Source organism: Streptomyces sp. NPDC127129 (genome assembly GCF_042671585.1).
Taxonomy (GTDB): domain Bacteria; phylum Actinomycetota; class Actinomycetes; order Streptomycetales; family Streptomycetaceae; genus Streptomyces.
Window position 1 is genome coordinate 356948 of record NZ_JBHXTV010000007.1, and the last position, 18466, is coordinate 375413.

Sequence of the window (18466 nt, forward strand, 5' to 3'; positions counted from 1 at the left end):
AGCCTCAGGACTCCTTGACCGCGATGGTCTCCACCGTGTTGGCCACGTGCTCGAACGCGTCGGCCGCCTCCTCCAGCACATCCACGATCTGCTTGAGCTTGAGGACCTCGATGGCGTCGTACTTGCCGTTGAAGAGGTGGGCGAGAAGCTTGCGGTGGATCTGGTCGGCCTGGTTCTCGAGCCGGTTGACCTCGATCCAGTACTCGGTGAGGTTGGCCATCGTCCGCAGGTTCGGCATCGCCTCGGCGGTCAGCTCCGCCGCGCGGGACAGCACCTCGATCTGCTGCTCGACACCCTTGGGAAGCTCCTCGACGTTATAGAGGACGACCAGGTCGACGGCCTCCTCCATGAAGTCCATGATGTCGTCGAGGGAGGACGCGAGGGAGTAGATGTCCTCGCGGTCGAACGGCGTGATGAACGAGGAGTTCAGCTGGTGGAAAATGGCGTGGGTCGCGTCGTCACCGGCGTGTTCCGCTGCCCGCATCCGCTCCGCGATCTCGGCCCGGGCGGAAGGCTCCGCTCCGAGCAGTTCCATCAGGAGCTTCGAGCCCGTGACGATGTTGTCCGCGGACGCGGCGAACATGTCGTAGAAGCTCGTCTCCCTGGGGGTCAGACGAAATCGCACGTGGGGTCCTCGGGGTGCTGGGTTTCGGTCAGGCTGATGCTAGGCGCATCATCCGGCCACGGCTAACCGGCGTCCCTTCAGTGTCGCCCATCAGGCACAGTGATCTGCACGGGCCCCCGCCCGGATCGGCGGGGATCGGTACCATATACCCACGAGGGGTATACATACCCTTTCTGGACAACGGGAGGACGCGATGACGACCACCGAGGCGGCCGAGGTCACCCCCGACATTGCCGCACCCGGCACCGACCACGACCACGGCGTGCACGGCTACCACAAGCAGAAGGACGAGCACCTCAAGCGGCTGCGCCGGATCGAGGGCCAGATCCGCGGTCTGCAGCGGATGGTCGACGAGGACACGTACTGCATCGACATACTCACCCAGGTCTCCGCCTCCACCAAGGCCTTGCAGTCCTTCGCGCTCCAGCTCCTCGAGGAACACCTGCGGCACTGCGTCGCCGACGCCGCGACCAAGGGCGGCGACGAGATCGACGCCAAGGTCGAGGAGGCCACGAAGGCCATCGCGCGGATGATGCGTACCTGAGAACCCGGGGCCGCCGACGACGGCCCCGGTCGATCGGCCCCGGCCGGTCGGCGGCGGTCGGTCAGCCGCGGCCGGTCAGCAACCGCCGGCCCGCTCCGTCGCGACCCTCAGCACCTCGTCGATCCGGTCGGCACTGAGCCGTTCCCCGTCGGCCGCCGACGCCGCGATGATCAGTTCACCGCAGAGCTCGATCTCGGCGAGAGCGACGCAGTCCTGGTCGGTGGGGACTGTCGCGGTACTGGGCGGAGCCACGCGCATGCACCTCTTCCTGCCGGCGTCGGTCTCCCAGCGTAGGGAGCGCGCCACGCACCGCGCATGACTCGTCCGGACCATTTGGGAATGGCCTGCGGGTGGCTTCCCGCCGCTCCTACACCTTGATCTTTCCGGCGTAGATGTCCTTACGGTGCGGCAGCCGCACGTCGACGGGGGTGCCGAACCCGTACAGCAGGGTCGTCGACGCGACCGCGACCGTACGCCCCTGGTTGGTGAAGGTGAACTGGTGCCGCACCTTGCGCAGCCGGCCCTCCGCGTCCAGATACGCGTCGAACGGGACGGTGTCCTTGGCGAACCCTTTCGCCGCCGCGGCGAGCGCACCGCGCACCTGCGGAGAGGCGGCCCGCGCGGCCACCGCGATGTCCGCGACACCGCGGTAGTGGCTGACTTTCGCCCCTGCCAGATCGACCTCTCCGACGTACGTCACCCGCTGCGCACCGCGCAGCAGCTCGGCCGCGGCGGCCGGGTCGGTGGCCCCGCCGGTGATGAGGTTGCCGTCGTCGAGGGTGGTGGTGTCGACGCGGACCCACTTGTCGGCCGGGACGCCGGCGCCGCGGTTCTTCATGTAGAGCGCGCCGGGGGCGAGGAGTTCGGTGACGGGCCGGTGCTCGCTGGTCCCGGCGGCGTCCTTGGGCAGCACGACCTGGAGGCTGCCGGTGCGGCGCCGGAAGTCGTAACCGCCCTCGCCGCGGATGGTCACCCGCGTCCCGCCGGCCGCCATCTCCATGCTGGTGCTCGCCTTGGAGGTGCCGGCCCGGGTCAGCACCTCGGCCGCGCCCCGCACGGTCCGTGTCGGGTCTCCGCCGGGCTTGGCGTCCTGCGCCTCGGAGCATCCGCCCGCCATCAGCGCCGCGGCGACGGCCCACGCCGCACCCCGACGCCCGTACCGCTGCACCACCATCGCCTGCCTACCCCCAACGCCGTACCGCTGCCTGTCCGGGACCCGCCCCGATCCGCATAACGACGGCCTCGACGACCCGTCACGCGCAGTACGGTGGATCCGTGCACGAGCAGTCCCCGCATCACGCGACCACGACCGACCGAGGCTCCTTCGCGGTCGCCCACTGCAGCTGCGGCTGGAAGGGCCCGGCGCGACGATCCCGGGACAAGGCCCGCACGGACGCGGCGGTGCACACGGCGGACATGCGGAAGACGGCGTAGGCCTCTGCCTAGGCGGCGAGATCGTTCTCCCCAGTGCCCTGGCCGAGCCGGGGTTCGGGGATGTCCAGGGTCTCCGGCAGCGAGGACCGCTCGGAGGCGCGCCGCGAGCGGACGAGCCGGGCTCCGTGCTTCGAGCGGGCGATCGCCGAGACCAGCGGGGTCAGCAGGGCGTGGGCGAGAGGCGCGAGCAGCAGCACCACCGCCGTGCCGAGGGCGAAGCCGCCGATGACGTCGGTCGGGTAGTGGACGCCCATGTAGACCCGGCAGAAGCCTTCGGCGAAGGCGAGACCGATGGCGGCGAGGCCGAGCCTGCGGTGGGCGACGAAGAGCGCGACGGCGATGGCCATCGCCAGGGTGGCGTGGTCGGAGACGAACGAGAAGTCGGTCTTGCCGTCGACGAGGACCTCAAGGCCCTGGTGGTCGTTGAACGGCCGGGGCCGCTCGACGAAGCCCCGGATGGGGACGTTGACGAGCACGGCGACGCCGGCGGCCAGCGGCGCCCAGACGAGCGCGGCGACGGCCGAGACGGAGTCGGTGAGGGTGCCGCGGCGGCGGACGCTCCACCAGCACCAGAGCGCGACGAGGACGAGGGCGAGCATGATCCCGTACTCGCCGACGAAACCCATGACACGGTCGAGCCAGGGCGGGGCGTCCCGCGCCAGCCCGTTGATGTCGTAGAGCAGGCTGACATCGGGGTTCGAACCGTCCGATGCGAGTCCAGCCATCTGCTGCGGCCCCTTGCCTTGTCACGTGAGTCGACCGTGAGCGGTCGGATCAGGGAACGAACCGCCTGAGGCGTACGTTCCGCTCTTCCTCGACGATCACTCCGACGTTACCGAAGAGTGACGTGTCGTCGCTGCTCAGGGCCTGTGCTTAACGGAGAGTTCCGGCCATGGCCGCTGCCCGGCCGACACGGTGTCAGCTCTGCGGCAGATGCGTCGGCAGAGCCGCCGCGCCGTCCTTGGTCACCCGGGTCGCACCAAAATAGTCAGGCGTATCGATCTTGTCGAAACGGATGACGGCACCGGTTCGCGGCGCATCGATCATGTAGCCGCCGCCGACGTAGATGCCGACGTGCCTGATGGCGCGGGAGTTCGTCAGGTCGTCGGAGAAGAAGACCAGGTCCCCGGGGAGCAGTTCGTCGCGGGAGGGGTGCGGACCGGCGTTGTACTGGTCGTTGGCGACACGCGGCAGCTCGATCCCGACACTGAGGTACGCGGCCTGGGTCAGCCCGGAACAGTCGAATCGGCCGTTCTGGGCCGCGGTTCCGGTTCCGCCCCAGAGGTAGGGCGTCCCGAGCTTCTGCTGCGCGTAGTAGATCGCGCCGGCGGCCTGTCGTGACGGCTCGACACGGCCGACGGGACGGGCGAAGCTCTTCTCCAGCGACCGGATGATCCGTACGTAGTTCTGCGTCTCGGTGATCCGCGGCACACCGCCGGACTTGATGACCCGGTAGGCGCCCGCGTTGTACGCCGCGAGCATGTTGTTCGTGGCGTCGCCCGGCACGTCCTTCACATAGCCGGCGAGCTCGCAGTCGTACGAAGCGGCGGAGGGGATCGCGTCCTTGGGGTCCCACACGTCCCGGTCGCCGTCCCCGTCCCCGTCGATGCCGTGGCCCGCCCAGGTGCCGGGGATGAACTGGGCGATCCCCATGGCGTTCGCCGGCGAGACGACCCCCGGGTTCCAGCCGCTCTCCTGGTAGAGCTGCGCGGCGAGCAGGGCCGGGTTGATGGCGGGGCAGAGGTTCCCCCACTGCTGGACCAGCCCCTGGTACGCGGCGGGCACGGCGCCCTTGGCCAGCCCCACGGTGCCGTTCCTGGCGTCCCCGGCGCCCCCGAAGAGACCGGCGGCGGCGGCGTACGTCCCGACGACGAGCAGCGCGACGAAGCTCAGGCACACGCCGAAGACCCCACCGGCCACCAGCCACGCCTTGCGCGCCCTACGCACCGTCAACCACCCCTGGGGTCTTGGCAGTCCATCGAGCGACAAGTCTAGGTGCGCCACCCGCTCCAGGGGTGGGCGGGCTGTTACCCGTTTCGGACAAAGTCCTGCAACCCCGGCCGGTGGCGGGCGCGTCTCTCGTCGCGTCGAACAGCAGGAACCGGCCACACAGGGGGACGATCATGAGCCACGGCGCGAACCATCTGACACGGGTGACACGGCTGGCGGTCGCCGCCCTGACGGCGACGCTGACAGCAAGCCTGCTGACCGCCTGCGGCCCGGACGACGGCGCCGGGGCGGGCACACCGGGCGCGTCGGCGACGCCGAGCGCGAGGCCGACGGACAGCGCGCGGCCGACCGGAAGCGCGCGGCCGACGGAAGACGCGAAGCCGACGGAAGACGCGTCACCGACCCGAACCACGCCTCCCACCCGCACGGCATCGCCCGCGCCCTCGCGCCCCGCACGCGCCCTGACGTGCGATCAACTCCGCCACGCGCGCGTGCAGACCGCCCTCGTCACACTTCCCGACCACCCCCGCCCGGGGATGCGGCTCACCGACGGCCACTGGGAGGACGAGGACGGCGTCCAGGTCGACCTCCAGCCCCAGTGCGCGATCGGCCGGCTCGTGGGGGACGGCGCGGCTGACGCCGTGGGCGTCGTGAAGGTCACCACGCCGGGGACGGGCCGCTACTACACGCTCGTCGTCTGGCGGAACGACCACGGGACCCCGGTCCCCTTCGCCACCGAGTCGCTCGGCGACCGCACGCCGGTGGTCTCCCTCGCGGTGACCCCTCCGGCCGTGACCGTCGTCTACCGCACGCGCCGCGACGGCGAGCCCCTGGCGGTCAACACGCTGACCCGTACGGCTCTCTACCGCGTGGCGGGAGCCGGCCTCTACGAAGTCAGCCACGTCGACACCCCGTACGCGGGCGGCTGACGGCGGCACCTCGGGCCGCGTACGCGGCCTGAGGTGTAACAACGACAGTCATTGCCCGGAGTCACCCTCCGTGATACACAGAGTGACCATACGCTTCTTCGCATAGAAACCGGCCACACCGTCGCAGGTCAAGACGGCCGGATCGGTCACGTGTGCGGGGATCGGGTAAAGAGAGCCGTCAAGCCGTCACACGCGAGCGGTTTCATCAGCGAAGATAGGGCGATGACCCATGCCATCGGGCAGGGGCGACGAACTACCCAACAGGGGCGGTGAGTTACATGTACCTGGCGGCCGAAGAAGGCGACATCACCACCATCATCGGTGGAATCGCCCCGAACTGGGGGCCTTTCGGGAGCCTGGGCAACGAGGCCAAGGTGATGATCGAGGTCGTGATGGCCGTGGCCATCCTGCTCTGCCTCGGCATCGCCATCTGGGGAGCGGCGAAGCAGCGCATCGGCGCGACCGCACTCCGGGACACGTTCAGTGCCGAGCAGGGCAAGGGCCTGATCGTGGCCGGTCTCACCGGCGTCTTCATCATCGGGTCGCTGGGGACACTGTTCACGATCGTGTACGGAATGGCCGTCTAACCACCGAGGTCGGTTCTTTTCCTGATGTCCAGTCACCACACGGTTGAGAGGGCGTGCCTGCCATGAGCCTCGGCCACGACAACGACGGCTTCGGCGGCGGCTCGGGCCAGACCCGTACGCGCCTCCCGGAGGGCGGCAGCGGCGACCCCTACGACGGCACCCGCCGCCCCCCGGCCGCCCGCAGCTCGCGCTCGCTCATCACGGTGGTGGGCGTGGTGGTCCTTCTGATCGCCGCGATCGCCTTCGCGAACAGAGGGGACGGCGACCCGGAGAAGTCGGACGCCAACCCCTCGGCCGCCGGCAACCCGACCGCGGCGACGGGCGTCCGCCCGGTGACGGGCAAGAACGGCCCGATCCCCAAGGGCTTCGCCCACGACGAACAGGGCGCCCAGAGCGCGGCGTCGAACTTCGCGGCGGTGCTGGGTTCTGTCGACATGTTCCAGGCCGGAACGCGGCGGACCATCGTCGAGACCACGCACGACCCCGCCGTGGCGCCCAGCCTCGTGAAGAGGCTGGACGACTCCTACTCCCCCGGCTTCCTGGCGAACATCGGCCTCGGCGCCGACGGCACCGCGCCCAGCGGGCTGACCTTCGTGTCGCGCACGATCCCGGTAGGCGCGAAGGTACGGGACTTCACCAACGACACCGCCACCGTGGAGGTCTGGTGCACGGGACTCGTGGGCCTGGCAGGCGAGGGCTCCACGAAGCCGGTCACCTCGAACTGGTTCACGATCACCGAGAAGCTCAGGTGGGTCGGCAACGACTGGAAGATCGTCTCCTCGGAGCAGGCCGAAGGCCCGACGCCAGTCAACGGCGACAATCGCGCCTCCACCGCGGATGACATCGCCGAGGCAGTCCAGGAGTACGGAGGGTTCACCTATGCCCGCTGACCGACGCTCACTCGGCACTCTCTTCGCCGCTCTGCCCGCAGCGGTCGTGCTCCTCGCGTCGCGTGCCCACGCGGCACCCACGCCCACCCCGACGCCCACCGCCACACCAAGCCCCAGCAACAACCCGTGCGACCTGATCGTCGGTCAGGCGCGGGACTACTGCGAAAACGGCCAAAGCGGCGGCGGCTCCCGCGGCGGCCGTTCCGTGACCGATCCCACCGCCGCCCTCGACCCCCTCTCCTCCCTCGCCCGCGGCTGCGCCGACGCCGCCGTCTCGATCGTCGACGCGCTCTCCAAGGCCGTCAAAGAGACCGCCGACGTCGACTTCACCAACCTCGAGTTCCTCGGCCGCTACGCCATCGTCTTCGCCGCCGCCACCTTCCTCACCCTCCTCCTCTGGCTCCTCGCCGTCGCCAAGCGAGCCATCCGCGGCGTCCCCCTCACCACCGCCATCTCCGAGGCGATCGGCTTCCTCTGGCTGACCGTCCTCGCCTCCGCCTTCACCCCGCTCATCCTCTACACCGTCGTCAACGCCACCGACGCCGTCACCGAGGTCATCGCCTCCGGCACCGGGCAACAGACCGACGTCTTCTTCGGCAGCTTCAAGGAGGCCCTGCAGAAGGGCGACAGCATCGGCGGCGGGCCGATCATGCTGATCATCGTCTCGCTCGTCAGCATCCTCGCCGCCGGCGTCCTCTACCTCGAGCTCTTCCTCCGCGCCGTCATGCTCTACGTCGGCGCCCTCCTCGGCGTCGTCGTCTACTCCGGCCTCGTCGACAAGAACATGTGGGGCCACGTCCGCCGCTGGGCCGGCATCATGATCGCGATCATCCTCGTGAAGCCGGTCATCGTCATCGTCCTCGGCCTCGCCGGAGCGCTCTCCTCCGGCACCGGACCCGACTCCTTCTCCGCCGTCGTCTCCGGCCTCGCGATCATCCTGCTCGCCATCTTCGCCTCCGCGATGATCTACCGCTTCGTCCCCGGCTTCGGCGACGAGATCGTCGCCTCCCGCAACAACCGCATCCACCGCGCCGGCGAGAACGCCGCCGCCGCCGTGATCTCCTCCCCCGCCTCCCTCGTCTCCCAGGGCATCAAGACCCACAGCACCCGCGACAGCGGCGGCGGTGGAACCCAGAACAGCGGTGGCGCCCCGCGCCCCGCCAACCCGCTCTCCGGCGGCGTCGCCGCCCACAGCAGCCGTGGCACGGCCGCCAGCTCCGGGGGCGCCGGGGGCGGCGGCGGAACTGTCCCCTCCGCCGCACCCCCACCGCGTAGCAGCAGCCCCACGTCGGGCACCCCGCACAGCAGCCGCAACAACACAGGAAGCACTGGAGGTGGAGGGCGTTGACGACCCAGTCCCAGCCGGTCACGCCCCGCCGTACGTATCTCATCGGCCGTGCCCGGCCGAACGCGATCGTCGGCAAGAACCGCGAGACCGGCGAGATCGCCCTGATCATCGCCGGCGCGTTCCTCGGCATGATGAGCGGACTCCTCGTCTCCGCCCTCACTCTGCGGATCGTGCTGCTCGTCGGCTTCCCCGTCCTGGCGCTCGCCGCCGTGTACGTCCCGTACAAGCACCGCACCTTCTACAAGTGGTTCGAGATCAACCGAAGTTACAAGCGGTCCCTGAAGCGCGGCACCGCCTACCGCTCCGCCGCCACCGAGGCCGGCACCCGGATCGACGGCCGTGAGGTCGAGATCGGCCCGCCGCCCGGCATCGGCCGGATCAGCTGGCTCGCCGCGCCCTTCGGCCCCGACGAGATCGCCGTCCTCCTCCACGCCGACCGCCGCACCGTCACCGCCGCCATCGAGATCGAGGGCCCCGGCGTCGGCCTGCGCGACAGCGAGGACCAGGAAGCCCTGGTGGACCGTTTCGGCACCCTCCTCAAGCACGTCGCCAACGGAGACGGCTTCGTCACCCGCCTCCAGATGCTCGCCCGCACCCTCCCCGCCGACCCCGACGCCCACGCCAAGGACGTCGCCCAGCGCGGCGACACCCAGGCCCCCGGCTGGCTCCAGGAGTCGTACGAGCAGCTCCAGTCGATGGTCTCCACCTCCAGCGAGCAGCACCGCGCCTACCTCGTGGCGTGCATGCACTACACCCGCGAACTCGCCGCCGAGGCCAACGCCATGGCCCGCGCGGCCCGCCACACCTCCGGCGCCCGCAAGCTCGACCGCGACGCCGGCCTCGCCGTCGTCATGGCCCGCGAGCTCACCGACATCTGCGCCCGCCTCGCCGAGGCCGACATCCGCGTACGGCAGCCCCTCGGCCAGTCCCGGCTCGCCTCTCTCGTGCACTCCATGTACGACCCGGACCACCCCATCGACCACATCCAGGCCATGACGAAACGAAACGCTTGGCCCGCCGAACTCGACGCCATGGAGCCCACCTACCTCCAGGCCAAGACCCGCGAGTCCTCCACCCGCGCCCCCTGGTGCCACGCCACCGCCTGGGTGAAGGAGTGGCCGATGACCCCCGTCGGCGTCAACTTCCTCGCCCCGCTCCTCGTCCACACCCCCGACGTGATCCGCACGGTCGCCGTGACCATGGACCTCGAACCCACCGAGGTCGCCATCGAGCGCATGCTCACCGAGAAGACCAACGACGAGGCCGAGGCCTCCCGCCAGGCCAAGATGAACCGCACGGTCGACCCCCGCGACATCGCCGCGCACGGCCGGCTCGACCAGCGGGGTGAAGATCTCGCCAGTGGCGCGGCGGGCGTCAACCTCGTCGGGTACATCACAGTGTCGTCGCGCTCGCCCGAAGCCCTGGCCAGGGACAAGCGCACGATCAGGGCCTCCGCCGGCAAGTCGTATCTGAAGCTGGAGTGGTGCGACCGCGAGCACCACCGGGCCTTTGTGAACACCCTGCCGTTCGCGACCGGCATCCGCCGCTAGAGCCGCCAGCCGCCAGCCGCTAAGGGGCCCGCCCACATGCGAGATCCACTCTCCGCCCTCACAGAAACCTTCACCTCCTTCCTCTTCGGGAAGGTGGAGACGACCCGCCTGCCCGTCCGCACCTCGACCGGCCAGGCCCAGGCCGTCTACCTGCCCACCGCCGCACCCGGCCTCGGCGACTCCGGCGTGATCATCGGCCGCGAGGTCTACAGCGGCAAGGGCTACATCTACGACCCGTTCCAGCTGTACGGGCAGCAGCTCCCGGCCCCCCACTGGCTGGTCCTCGGCGAGTCCGGCAACGGCAAGTCCGCGCTGGAGAAGACCTACGTCCTGCGGCAGTTGCGGTTCCGCGACCGGCAGGTCGTGGTCCTCGACGCCCAGGGCGAGGACGGCGTCGGCGAATGGAACCTCATCGCGCAGGAGCTGGGGATAACTCCCATCCGCCTCGACCCGATGGTCGCCGTCGACGCCGGCATCCGGCTCAACCCGCTCGACCCGTCGATCACCACGACCGGGCAGCTCGCCCTGCTCCGTACGATCATCGAGGTCGCGATGGGCCACGGCCTCGACGAGCGCGCCGGCTTCGCGCTCAAGGTCGCCCACGCGTACGTCAACGAGCACATCACCGACCGCCAGCCCATCCTGACCGACATCGTCGAGCAGCTCCGCCACCCCAAGGCGGAGTCGGCGGAGGCGATGAACGTCGACATAGACGACGTACGCGCCTGGGGCCTGGACGTCGCGCTCGTCCTGGACCGGCTCGTCGACGGCGACCTGCGGGGCATGTTCGACGGCCCGACCACGGTCGGCATCGACCTCGACGCGCCGCTGATCGTCTTCGACCTGTCCCACATCGACCGCAACTCCATCGCCATGCCGATCCTCATGGCGATCGTCGGCGTGTGGCTGGAGCACACCTGGATCCGCCCCGACCGGAAGAAGCGCATCTTCCTGGTCGAGGAGGCCTGGCACATCATCAACAGCCCGTTCGTGGCGCAGCTGTTCCAGAGGCTGCTCAAGTTCGGCCGTCGGCTCGGCCTGTCCTTCGTCGCCGTCGTGCACCACCTCTCCGACGTCGTCGACGGCGCGGCGGCCCGCGAGGCCGCGGCGATCCTCAAGATGGCGTCCACCCGGACCATTTATGCCCAGAAAGCCGACGAGGCCAGAGCGACGGGACGGGTACTCGGCCTGCCACGGTGGGCGGTCGAGATCATCCCGACGCTCACACCCGGCATCGCGGTCTGGGACGTCAACGGCAACGTGCAGGTGGTCAAGCACCTCATCACCGAGAAGGAACGGCCGCTCGTCTACACCGACCGCGCCATGACGGAGTCGTCGGCCGACCACGCCGTCGACCCGGAGCTGGAGTGGGAGACGGAGCAGCGCGCCTCCCTCATGGAGCGGCAGCTCGACGATCCCTCCCGGTCGACGGTGGCGTGAGGATGGCGAAGGGGCCGCAGGAGCGGCAGCAGGGCGGGGTCCCGGACGGGCTGGTACTGGCCCTCGTCGGCGTCCCCGTCGGCCTGACGGTGCTGGCGTGGACGGCGACCGGCCTGGCGGCCCTGCTGTCGAAGGGCGCCTGGCCGGAAGGGGTCACGTTCACCCGGACCCCGATGGCCGTCCGCTCCCTGCTCGGCAGCCCGCAGGACCTGCCGGCCGCGTGGCCGGACACCCCGGCGGGCGAGCTGTCGGGGTACGGCCTGTTCTGGGGCCTGCTCATCGGCGAGCTGATGGTGCTGGTGGTCCTCACGGTGTTCGTGGTGGGGACGCTGGCACGCTGGAGAACGGTACGGGCAGGCCGCCGCGTCGGCGCGTACGCTACGGGCGCGCGTATGAGACGTACGAGCGGTACGGCCGCCGAGGACCTCGCGGAGGCCGCGCCGAAGGCGGTCACACAACAGCCGCCCGCACCCAGGAAGCCCCGGGACGAGCACCCTCCCGCCGAGCACGCTCCCGCCCAGCACCCGGAGCCGGCACCCGCCCCGCCCCCGTCCCCTTCCCCTTCCCCGTCGGCCGCGACCTCCCTCGGCATCGTGTACGGCAGCCCCGACGTCCGCCGCCCCGCGGCCGTCCAGGCGATCCAGGACGCCGAGGGACCCCTCCTCGTCGTCACCTCCGACCCGACGCTCTGGGCCGACACCAAGGACGCCCGCGGCAAGCTCGGCCCCGTCCTTCTCTACGACCCCGGCCACCTCTGCGACACGCCCGCCCGCCTCCACTGGTCCCCGTCCGCCGGCTGCGTGGACCCGGCGACGGCACAGGAGCGGGCGGGCGCCCTCCTCGCCCCCGTACGCCCGCCGTCCCGTCTGGACGCCGCGGTGGCCGACACCGCCGAAACGCTTCTGCGCTGCTGGCTGCACGCCGCCGCCCTGGACGACCGCCCCTTCAAGCAGGTCCATCGCTGGGCCCAGGGCTTGGCCGCCCACGAGCCCGTACGCATCCTCCGCACCCACCCCAAGGCCGCCTCGGGACACGCCGGCCTCCTGGAGTCCGCGCTCACCGCCCACCCGGAACGGCGCGAGATCGCCCAGGAGTTGACGGCCCGGGCGCTCTCCTCCCTCTCCTCGATCCACATCAGGGACGCCTGCACCCCGAATCGAACGGATTCGCTGACGCTGGAATCATTCGTCGCCGAAGGGGGCACCCTCTATGTGGTCGGTGAAACCATCGAGGACCCGCGCACCCGCCCCGGCGGGATGCCCCTGCTCACCGCCCTCGCCGCAAGCGTGGTCGAGCACGGCCGCCGCATGGCCGCACGGTCAACCGACGGTCGGCTCGACCCACCAATGGCCCTGGTCCTCGACGACGTCGCCGCCGTGGCTCCCCTTCCCCGGCTGCCGGAGCTGCTGGCAGACGGCAAGGACCAGGGCCTGCCGACCCTGGTCCTGCTCCGCTCACGGGAACAGGCCCGCGCCCGCTGGCCGGAACCCCTGCCACAGCCCTAGCTGTTCTGTCCCGGGACGTTGTGGACGGGTGAGCCAGGTCTCGGCTGAGGGATCTTGGCGATGACGGTCGGCCATGCCCTCGACATCTCAGTCTCCAAGATCCCCGACCTCGTCACCCGCGATCAGCTCCGCGTCTCCTCGCGGCGTCCAAGAGCGGCCGCATCGGGTACGACGAGCAGCTTGCCGGTGGTACGCCGAGCCTCCAGATCGCTGTGGGCCTGGGCGGCCTCGGACAATGCGTAGCGGCCCGTCACGGTGACCTCAAGCGCCTTGGAGCGCACCCACTCGAACACATCGGCGGCCCGTCGGAGCAGTTCGGACCGATCGGCGATGAAGTCCCCGAGGCTGGGCCGGATCAGGGTCAGCGAACCGCCGTGGGCGAGCCGAATCGGATCAAACGGCGGCACGGCACCACTTGCCGCGCCGAAGAGCACGAGATGGCCGCGGGTTCGCAGGCTGGCGAGGCTCGCATCGAAGGTGTGCGCGCCGACGCCGTCGAAGACAACCGGCAGTCCCTGACCGCCGTTGAGCCGCCTCACCTCGGCTGCGAGATCGTCGACTGCGGAGGAAAGGATCACCTCAGCGGCCCCGGCACGCTTCGCCAGCTCGGCCTTCGCCGTGGTCGACGTCGTGCCGATCACCCTGCCGCCGAGATGGGTGATGAGCTGGGTCAAAAGCAGCCCCATGCCACCGGCAGCCGCATGCACGAGCACCGTGTCGCCCCCCTGAACCGGGTAGGCGTCCTTGACGAGATAGTGCGCGGTCATGCCTTGGAGGAGCACGGCGGCGGCTGTCTCGAAGCCGATGTCGTCGGGCAGCGGCACCAGCCGGGAGGAGTCCACGACGGCCCGCTCGGCATACGTGCCGGGTATCTCCACCCAACCGACCCGGTCCCCGACTGCGACGTCAGCGACGCCGGGTCCGACTTCGACGACCGTGCCGGCGCCCTCGGCGCCCGGGGTGAAGGGCAGCGGGAGGCTGTACCGGCCCTCGCGGTGGTAGACGTCGAGGAAGTTGACCCCGGATGCGGCGACCTCCACGACCGCCTCGCCCGGACCCGGCCGCGGCTGGTCCACCTCGGCCTCCCGCAGCACCTCGGGACCGCCCACTTCGTACACCTGAATCGCTCGCATGACCCTCCAATTAACGGCTCATCCCCCACCAACCCCGTTGACGGCGAACCGATTCCCGGCTCGGCGTCAGTCCCCCGGCCGCCGGACCTCGTACTCCACCTCGTGCGCGGAGTCGTCCCCCGGCATCGCCACCCGGACCCCCGTCGCCACGAACCCGAACCGTCGGTAGAAGGCGGCGGCCCGCGCGTTGTCCTCGTGCACGTACAGCCGCACCCTCTGCACCGTCGGCTCCGGCAGCGCCCAGGACCACTCCACGCCCGCCCGGAACAGCGCGTCGATCACACCCGTCCCGCGCGCCTCCGGCCGTACGTACACGCCCACGATGTGCGTCTGGTCGACCTTCGCCGCCTCACCGAGCCGCACGTCGTCCGACGGCCGCTCCACCAGCAGCGAGATCGTGCCCGCCCAGCTCCCGTCCGGCGCCTCGGCCACGAACTGGCGGACCTTCGTCCCGCTCTCGGACGCGCCCTCCGCCCGCTCCTTCCAGAACGAGTCGGGCCGCTCGACGGCCTCCTCGTAGGTGTCCAGGAAGGCGATGTTCGCCACCGGGTCCTGCAGGGCGGCGAGCCGGATCTCCCGGGTCCGCTCCCACTCGTCGGCGCGGATGACACGTATCGAATAGTCCATGTCCTTGATCCTCGCCGCGGCCCACCGCCCCCGACAAGCAATTTCTCCCCGTCGTACCCCGGTACTACGCCACACGCCGCGCTCCCGCCCACGGTCGGACGACCCGCCGCCGCCCGCTCCGTAGCGTCGTGGACATGATCCGAGCAGAAGAACTCACCAAGCGCTACGGCGACAGGACCGTCGTCCAGGACCTCAGCTTCACCGTCCGACCCGGCACGATCACCGGCTTCCTCGGCCCCAACGGCGCCGGCAAGTCCACCACCCTGCGGATGCTCCTCGGCCTGGACGCCCCCACCCGCGGCCGCGCCACCATCGCCGGCCGCGCCTACGCCGCGCACCCCGCACCCCTCACCCAGGTCGGCGCGCTCCTCGAAGCCCGCTCGATCCACCCCGGACGCTCCGCCCACCACCACCTCATGGCGCTCGCCCACACCCACGGCATCCCGCGCTCCCGCGTCGAGCACGTCCTCGGACTCACCGGCCTCACCGAGGTCGCCCGGCGCCGCGTCAAGGGCTTCTCGCTCGGCATGGGCCAGCGACTCGGCATCGCCGCCGCGCTCCTCGGCGACCCCGAGACGGTCGTCCTCGACGAACCCGTCAACGGCCTCGACCCCGAGGGCGTGCTGTGGATCCGTACGCTCCTCAAGTCCCTCGCCGCCGAAGGCCGTACGGTCCTGGTCTCCTCCCACCTCATGAGCGAGATGGCCCTGACCGCCGACCACCTCGTCGTCATCGGCAAGGGCCGGCTCCTCGCGGACACCACGGTCGACGCGCTCGTACGGGAATCGGGCGGCGCCTCGGTCAAGGTCGTCACCCCCGACGCTGCCCGCCTCAGCGCCCTCCTGTCGCAGGCCCGGATCGTCAGCGAGGCCGCCGACACCCTCCGCGTCACCGGCGTCGAAGCCGCGGACATCGGCCGCGCGGCCGCCGCACACGGCGTGCCGCTCTTCGAACTCACCCCCGAGACCGCCTCCCTGGAGCAGGCGTTCATGGACCTCACCCAGGACTCGGTCGAATACCAGGGAGCAGCAGCATGACCACCACGGCAACCACCCCCGCGTACCGCGTCACCCCCGCCCGCGTCCTGCGCTCGGAATGGCACAAGCTGTGGACGGTCCGCTCCAGCTGGATCACCGTCCTCACCTCCGTCGCCTTCCTCCTCGGCGTCGGCATCCTCATGGGCGCCACCTACACCTCCGACGGCGGCGACTCCGACGTCGACACCGTCGTCCTCACCCTCTACGGCTCCCAGCTCGGCGCGATCTGCCTCGCCGTCCTCGGCATCCTGGTCACGGCGGGCGAGTACGCGACCGGCATGATCAGAGCCTCGCTCACCGCCGTCCCCCGCCGGACGCCCGTCCTGTGGGCGAAGGCCGCCGTCTTCACGGCGACCGTCTTCACCGTCTCCTTCGTGACCGCCCTGGTCACCTTCCTCACCGCGCAGCTCTTCCTCTCCGACACCGACCAGGCCGCCTCCCTGGCCGACGACGGAGTCCTGGCCGCCGTCGCGGGCAACGCCGCAGGCGTCACCCTCCTCGGCCTCATCGCCCTCGGACTCGGTGCCGCACTGCGCTCGGTGCCGGGCGGCATCGGAGCCTTCGTCGGCGGGGTGCTGATCCTGCCGGAGGTCCTCGGAATGCTCCCGTACGACGCGGTGGAGACCGCCGTCAGGTACTTCCCCACCCAGGCCGCCGGCGCCCTCGGCTCCGCCGACCCGATGCCCCAAGCGGCCTCTCCGGGCGGCGCGTTCCTCGCCCTGTGCCTGTGGGCGGCCGCGGCCCTGATCGTCCCGGCGATGTTGCTGAAGCGCCGAGACGTCTAGCCGCCGGCGTACGAGGATGAACACGTGATCACGGAGAAGCAGCCCGGCACGGACCTTGGCACGGACCTTGGCACGGAGCCCGGCACGGAGCCCGGCACGGACCCTGGCGCGGAGCCCGGCACGGACCCTGGCACCGGCGAGGAACCCCTCAGCCGGTACATCCAGCGCCTGACCCGACGCGTACGAGCCTTCGACACGCGCCGCCCCGGGGTCTGGGACGGGCTGCTCACCGCCTTCTGGACGGCGGCCGCCCTGATCGACGCGATGGGCGGCTGGCGGAACACCGCCCCCAACCCCTCCGTACCCACCTGGCTCGTCGTGGCCATGAGCCTGGCCTTCGCGCTCCCGCTCCTGTGGCGGCGGCGCCGCCCGGTGGCGGTCCTCGCGGTGATGGCGTGCGTGGCCCTCGTCAACCAAGGGACCGGCGCCTTCCTCCAGGCCGGGCTCCTCCAGCTGCTCGTCGTCTTCCACATCGCGCTACGACGACCCCTGCGCACCCTCCCGTGGACACTCGCCCTGCTCACCCCGCCCCTGGTCATGGGCGCGATCCGGTACCCCCAGGGCAGCTGGGACCAACAGGTCGTCCCCGCCCTGTGGGCGTACGCGATGGGCGCCCTGCTCGGCATCGCGGTCCGCTCCCGCCAGGACCACACCGCCGCCCTCGTCGACCGTGCCCGCCGCCTCGAAGTCGAACGCGACCAGCAGGCCCAGCTGGCGGCTGCCGCCGAACGCACCCGGATCGCCCGCGAGATGCACGACATCATCGGCCACAACCTCGCGGTCATCACCGGCCTCGCGGACGGCGGCAGGTACGCGGCCGCCAAGAACCCCGAACGAGCCGCCGAAGCCCTCGACGCCATCGGCACGACGAGCCGCCAGGCCCTCGCCGAACTCCGCCGCCTGCTGCGCGGCGAGCCGGTACGCGACCCACAGCCCACCCTGGACGACCTGGACGACCTCATCGCCGGCGTACGGACCGCGGGCCTCCCGGTACGGCTGGACACCCACGGCGACCCCCCGAAGCTCGCGACGGGCGCGCAACTGACGGTCTACCGCGTCGTCCAGGAGGCCCTGACGAACACCCTCAAGCACGCGGGCCCCGGCGCCGAGGCGACCGTGCTCCTCTCGTACGGGCCGCAGGCGTCGACCGTCGAGATCACGGACACCGGCCGGACCCACGGCACCGGAACCACGGGCACGGGCCAGGGCGTTACGGGTATGCGCGAACGCGCCGTGCTCTACGACGGCACGCTCGAAGCGGGCCCGCTGCCGGACGGCGGCTGGCGCGTACGGCTCCGACTCCCCCTGGAGGACTCCCCCTCGTGACGACGGTGCTGATCGCGGACGACCAGGCGATGCAACGCTTCGGCTTCCGCATGCTGCTGGAGAGCCAGGACGACATGACGGTCGTCGGCGAGGCGCCGAACGGCACCGAGGCGATCCGCCTCGTGGACCGGCACCGCCCCGACGTCGTCCTCATGGACATCCGGATGCCGGGCCTCGACGGCATCGAGGCGACCCGCCGCATCGTCGCCGCGGGCGCCCGCACCCGCGTCCTGATCGTCACGACCTTCGACCTCGACGAGTACGCCTACGAGGGCCTGCGCGCCGGCGCCAGCGGCTTCCTGGTCAAGGACGCCCAGCCGGAGGAGCTCCTCTCCGGCATCCGCGCCGTCGCGAGCGGCGACGCGGTGGTGGCCCCGAGCCTGACGCGCCGTCTCCTTGACGCGTACATCCACCACCTCCCGCCCACCCCGGGCCCACCCCGCGCGGACCCGCGCCTCGCGGCCCTCACGGACCGCGAACGCGAGATCCTCACGGTCATCGCCCAGGGCTGGACGAACACGGAGATCGCCGAACGCCTCCACCTGGCGGAGTCGACGGTGAAGACCCACGTGAGCCGCATCCTCGCCAAAACGGGCGCGAGGGACCGCGTCCAGGCGGTCATCCTGGCCTACGACACCCACCTGGTGACACCGGGTCAGTAAACGCAGAAAAGCCCCGCACCATAAGGTGCGGGGCTTTCCCACAATGATTGTTCGGCGGCGTCCTACTCTCCCACAGGGTCCCCCCTGCAGTACC

General features: G+C 70.9%; 20 protein-coding genes. 13 read left to right on the forward strand and 7 right to left on the reverse strand.

What is annotated here, in order from left to right:
* Window positions 1-4 precede the first annotated feature (4 nt).
* Window positions 5-625, reverse strand: coding sequence for a DUF47 family protein (locus ACFVGW_RS16610; RefSeq protein ID WP_352192557.1), 621 nt, complete (start codon window positions 623-625; stop codon window positions 5-7).
* Window positions 626-818: 193 nt separating this feature from the next.
* Between ACFVGW_RS16610 and ACFVGW_RS16615 the strand changes: the two genes are divergently transcribed.
* Complete coding sequence (locus ACFVGW_RS16615) at window positions 819-1169, forward strand: metal-sensitive transcriptional regulator (RefSeq protein ID WP_352192556.1); 351 nt, start codon at window positions 819-821, stop codon at window positions 1167-1169.
* A 75-nt stretch (window positions 1170-1244) separates the two neighbouring features.
* On the opposite strand, the gene ACFVGW_RS16620 is transcribed toward ACFVGW_RS16615, so the two are convergent.
* Window positions 1245-1427 (reverse strand): hypothetical protein, encoded by a 183-nt coding sequence (locus ACFVGW_RS16620; protein WP_352192555.1) that lies wholly within the window; start codon window positions 1425-1427, stop codon window positions 1245-1247.
* Between the two features lie 109 nt (window positions 1428-1536).
* On the reverse strand, window positions 1537-2343 hold the full coding sequence (locus ACFVGW_RS16625; RefSeq protein WP_385852467.1) for a hypothetical protein: 807 nt from the start codon (window positions 2341-2343) through the stop codon (window positions 1537-1539).
* A 101-nt stretch (window positions 2344-2444) separates the two neighbouring features.
* Between ACFVGW_RS16625 and ACFVGW_RS16630 the strand changes: the two genes are divergently transcribed.
* Window positions 2445-2603, forward strand: a complete 159-nt coding sequence (locus ACFVGW_RS16630) for a hypothetical protein (protein WP_383226126.1) — start codon at window positions 2445-2447, stop codon at window positions 2601-2603.
* A gap of 8 nt (window positions 2604-2611) precedes the next feature.
* Here the strand turns inward: ACFVGW_RS16630 and ACFVGW_RS16635 are convergent, their stop codons facing one another.
* Both ACFVGW_RS16635 and ACFVGW_RS16640 read right to left on the reverse strand, forming a co-directional pair.
* Window positions 2612-3328: a phosphatase PAP2 family protein gene (locus tag ACFVGW_RS16635; protein WP_385852468.1), complete on the reverse strand. Its 717-nt coding sequence runs from the start codon at window positions 3326-3328 to the stop codon at window positions 2612-2614.
* Window positions 3329-3521: 193 nt separating this feature from the next.
* Complete coding sequence (locus ACFVGW_RS16640) at window positions 3522-4550, reverse strand: NlpC/P60 family protein (RefSeq protein WP_385852469.1); 1029 nt, start codon at window positions 4548-4550, stop codon at window positions 3522-3524.
* Window positions 4551-4726: 176 nt separating this feature from the next.
* On the opposite strand from ACFVGW_RS16640, the gene ACFVGW_RS16645 reads away from it, so the two are divergent.
* The 7 genes from ACFVGW_RS16645 (at window position 4727) to ACFVGW_RS16675 (ending at window position 12802) form a co-directional block, all read left to right on the forward strand.
* The gene (locus ACFVGW_RS16645; RefSeq protein WP_385852470.1) at window positions 4727-5482 is read left to right on the forward strand and encodes a hypothetical protein; all 756 of its coding nucleotides are present in this window, start codon (window positions 4727-4729) and stop codon (window positions 5480-5482) included.
* Between the two features lie 278 nt (window positions 5483-5760).
* On the forward strand, window positions 5761-6069 hold the full coding sequence (locus ACFVGW_RS16650) for a hypothetical protein (protein WP_260230621.1): 309 nt from the start codon (window positions 5761-5763) through the stop codon (window positions 6067-6069).
* A gap of 62 nt (window positions 6070-6131) precedes the next feature.
* Window positions 6132-6959, forward strand: a complete 828-nt coding sequence (locus tag ACFVGW_RS16655) for a hypothetical protein (protein WP_385852490.1) — start codon at window positions 6132-6134, stop codon at window positions 6957-6959.
* On the forward strand, window positions 6949-8307 hold the full coding sequence (locus ACFVGW_RS16660; RefSeq protein ID WP_385852471.1) for a hypothetical protein: 1359 nt from the start codon (window positions 6949-6951) through the stop codon (window positions 8305-8307). Before ACFVGW_RS16655 ends, ACFVGW_RS16660 begins: the two co-directional genes overlap by 11 nt.
* Window positions 8304-9857: an SCO6880 family protein gene (locus ACFVGW_RS16665; protein ID WP_385852472.1), complete on the forward strand. Its 1554-nt coding sequence runs from the start codon at window positions 8304-8306 to the stop codon at window positions 9855-9857. The genes ACFVGW_RS16660 and ACFVGW_RS16665 overlap by 4 nt, the downstream gene beginning before the upstream one ends.
* A 36-nt stretch (window positions 9858-9893) precedes the next feature.
* Complete coding sequence (locus ACFVGW_RS16670; protein WP_385852473.1) at window positions 9894-11297, forward strand: ATP-binding protein; 1404 nt, start codon at window positions 9894-9896, stop codon at window positions 11295-11297.
* A 2-nt stretch (window positions 11298-11299) separates the two neighbouring features.
* Window positions 11300-12802, forward strand: coding sequence for a type IV secretory system conjugative DNA transfer family protein (locus ACFVGW_RS16675; protein WP_385852474.1), 1503 nt, complete (start codon window positions 11300-11302; stop codon window positions 12800-12802).
* A gap of 122 nt (window positions 12803-12924) precedes the next feature.
* Here the strand turns inward: ACFVGW_RS16675 and ACFVGW_RS16680 are convergent, their stop codons facing one another.
* Together ACFVGW_RS16680 and ACFVGW_RS16685 are read right to left on the reverse strand one after the other, a co-directional pair.
* Window positions 12925-13935 (reverse strand): quinone oxidoreductase family protein, encoded by a 1011-nt coding sequence (locus ACFVGW_RS16680; RefSeq protein ID WP_385852475.1) that lies wholly within the window; start codon window positions 13933-13935, stop codon window positions 12925-12927.
* Window positions 13936-14001: 66 nt separating this feature from the next.
* The gene (locus ACFVGW_RS16685) at window positions 14002-14562 is read right to left on the reverse strand and encodes a GNAT family N-acetyltransferase (RefSeq protein ID WP_385852476.1); all 561 of its coding nucleotides are present in this window, start codon (window positions 14560-14562) and stop codon (window positions 14002-14004) included.
* A gap of 134 nt (window positions 14563-14696) precedes the next feature.
* Here ACFVGW_RS16685 and ACFVGW_RS16690 point away from each other — a divergent pair, with 134 nt between their 5' ends.
* From ACFVGW_RS16690 to ACFVGW_RS16705, 4 genes are read left to right on the forward strand one after another with little or no spacing between them, the layout of a single operon-like run.
* Window positions 14697-15599, forward strand: coding sequence for an ABC transporter ATP-binding protein (locus ACFVGW_RS16690; RefSeq protein WP_385852477.1), 903 nt, complete (start codon window positions 14697-14699; stop codon window positions 15597-15599).
* Entirely contained in the window at window positions 15596-16384 is a 789-nt protein-coding gene (locus ACFVGW_RS16695; RefSeq protein ID WP_385852478.1) for an ABC transporter permease, read from the forward strand. Before ACFVGW_RS16690 ends, ACFVGW_RS16695 begins: the two co-directional genes overlap by 4 nt.
* Before the next feature lie 24 nt (window positions 16385-16408).
* A complete protein-coding gene (locus ACFVGW_RS16700; protein ID WP_385852479.1) occupies window positions 16409-17710 on the forward strand; it encodes a sensor histidine kinase in 1302 nt (433 codons plus the stop codon).
* On the forward strand, window positions 17707-18372 hold the full coding sequence (locus ACFVGW_RS16705; RefSeq protein ID WP_383226146.1) for a response regulator: 666 nt from the start codon (window positions 17707-17709) through the stop codon (window positions 18370-18372). The genes ACFVGW_RS16700 and ACFVGW_RS16705 overlap by 4 nt, the downstream gene beginning before the upstream one ends.
* The last annotated feature ends 94 nt before the right edge of the window (window positions 18373-18466 follow it).

Coding starts and splice junctions, on each gene's coding strand:
- ACFVGW_RS16660 (WP_385852471.1), top strand. CDS start 6,949: ATGCCCGCTGACCGACGCTCACTCGGCACTCTCTTCGCCGCTCTGCCC.
- ACFVGW_RS16655 (WP_385852490.1), top strand. CDS start 6,132: ATGAGCCTCGGCCACGACAACGACGGCTTCGGCGGCGGCTCGGGCCAG.
- ACFVGW_RS16690 (WP_385852477.1), top strand. CDS start 14,697: ATGATCCGAGCAGAAGAACTCACCAAGCGCTACGGCGACAGGACCGTC.
- ACFVGW_RS16645 (WP_385852470.1), top strand. CDS start 4,727: ATGAGCCACGGCGCGAACCATCTGACACGGGTGACACGGCTGGCGGTC.
- ACFVGW_RS16625 (WP_385852467.1), bottom strand. CDS start 2,343: ATGGTGGTGCAGCGGTACGGGCGTCGGGGTGCGGCGTGGGCCGTCGCC.
- ACFVGW_RS16670 (WP_385852473.1), top strand. CDS start 9,894: ATGCGAGATCCACTCTCCGCCCTCACAGAAACCTTCACCTCCTTCCTC.
- ACFVGW_RS16615 (WP_352192556.1), top strand. CDS start 819: ATGACGACCACCGAGGCGGCCGAGGTCACCCCCGACATTGCCGCACCC.
- ACFVGW_RS16635 (WP_385852468.1), bottom strand. CDS start 3,328: ATGGCTGGACTCGCATCGGACGGTTCGAACCCCGATGTCAGCCTGCTC.
- ACFVGW_RS16680 (WP_385852475.1), bottom strand. CDS start 13,935: ATGCGAGCGATTCAGGTGTACGAAGTGGGCGGTCCCGAGGTGCTGCGG.
- ACFVGW_RS16620 (WP_352192555.1), bottom strand. CDS start 1,427: ATGCGCGTGGCTCCGCCCAGTACCGCGACAGTCCCCACCGACCAGGAC.
- ACFVGW_RS16675 (WP_385852474.1), top strand. CDS start 11,300: ATGGCGAAGGGGCCGCAGGAGCGGCAGCAGGGCGGGGTCCCGGACGGG.
- ACFVGW_RS16685 (WP_385852476.1), bottom strand. CDS start 14,562: ATGGACTATTCGATACGTGTCATCCGCGCCGACGAGTGGGAGCGGACC.
- ACFVGW_RS16695 (WP_385852478.1), top strand. CDS start 15,596: ATGACCACCACGGCAACCACCCCCGCGTACCGCGTCACCCCCGCCCGC.
- ACFVGW_RS16650 (WP_260230621.1), top strand. CDS start 5,761: ATGTACCTGGCGGCCGAAGAAGGCGACATCACCACCATCATCGGTGGA.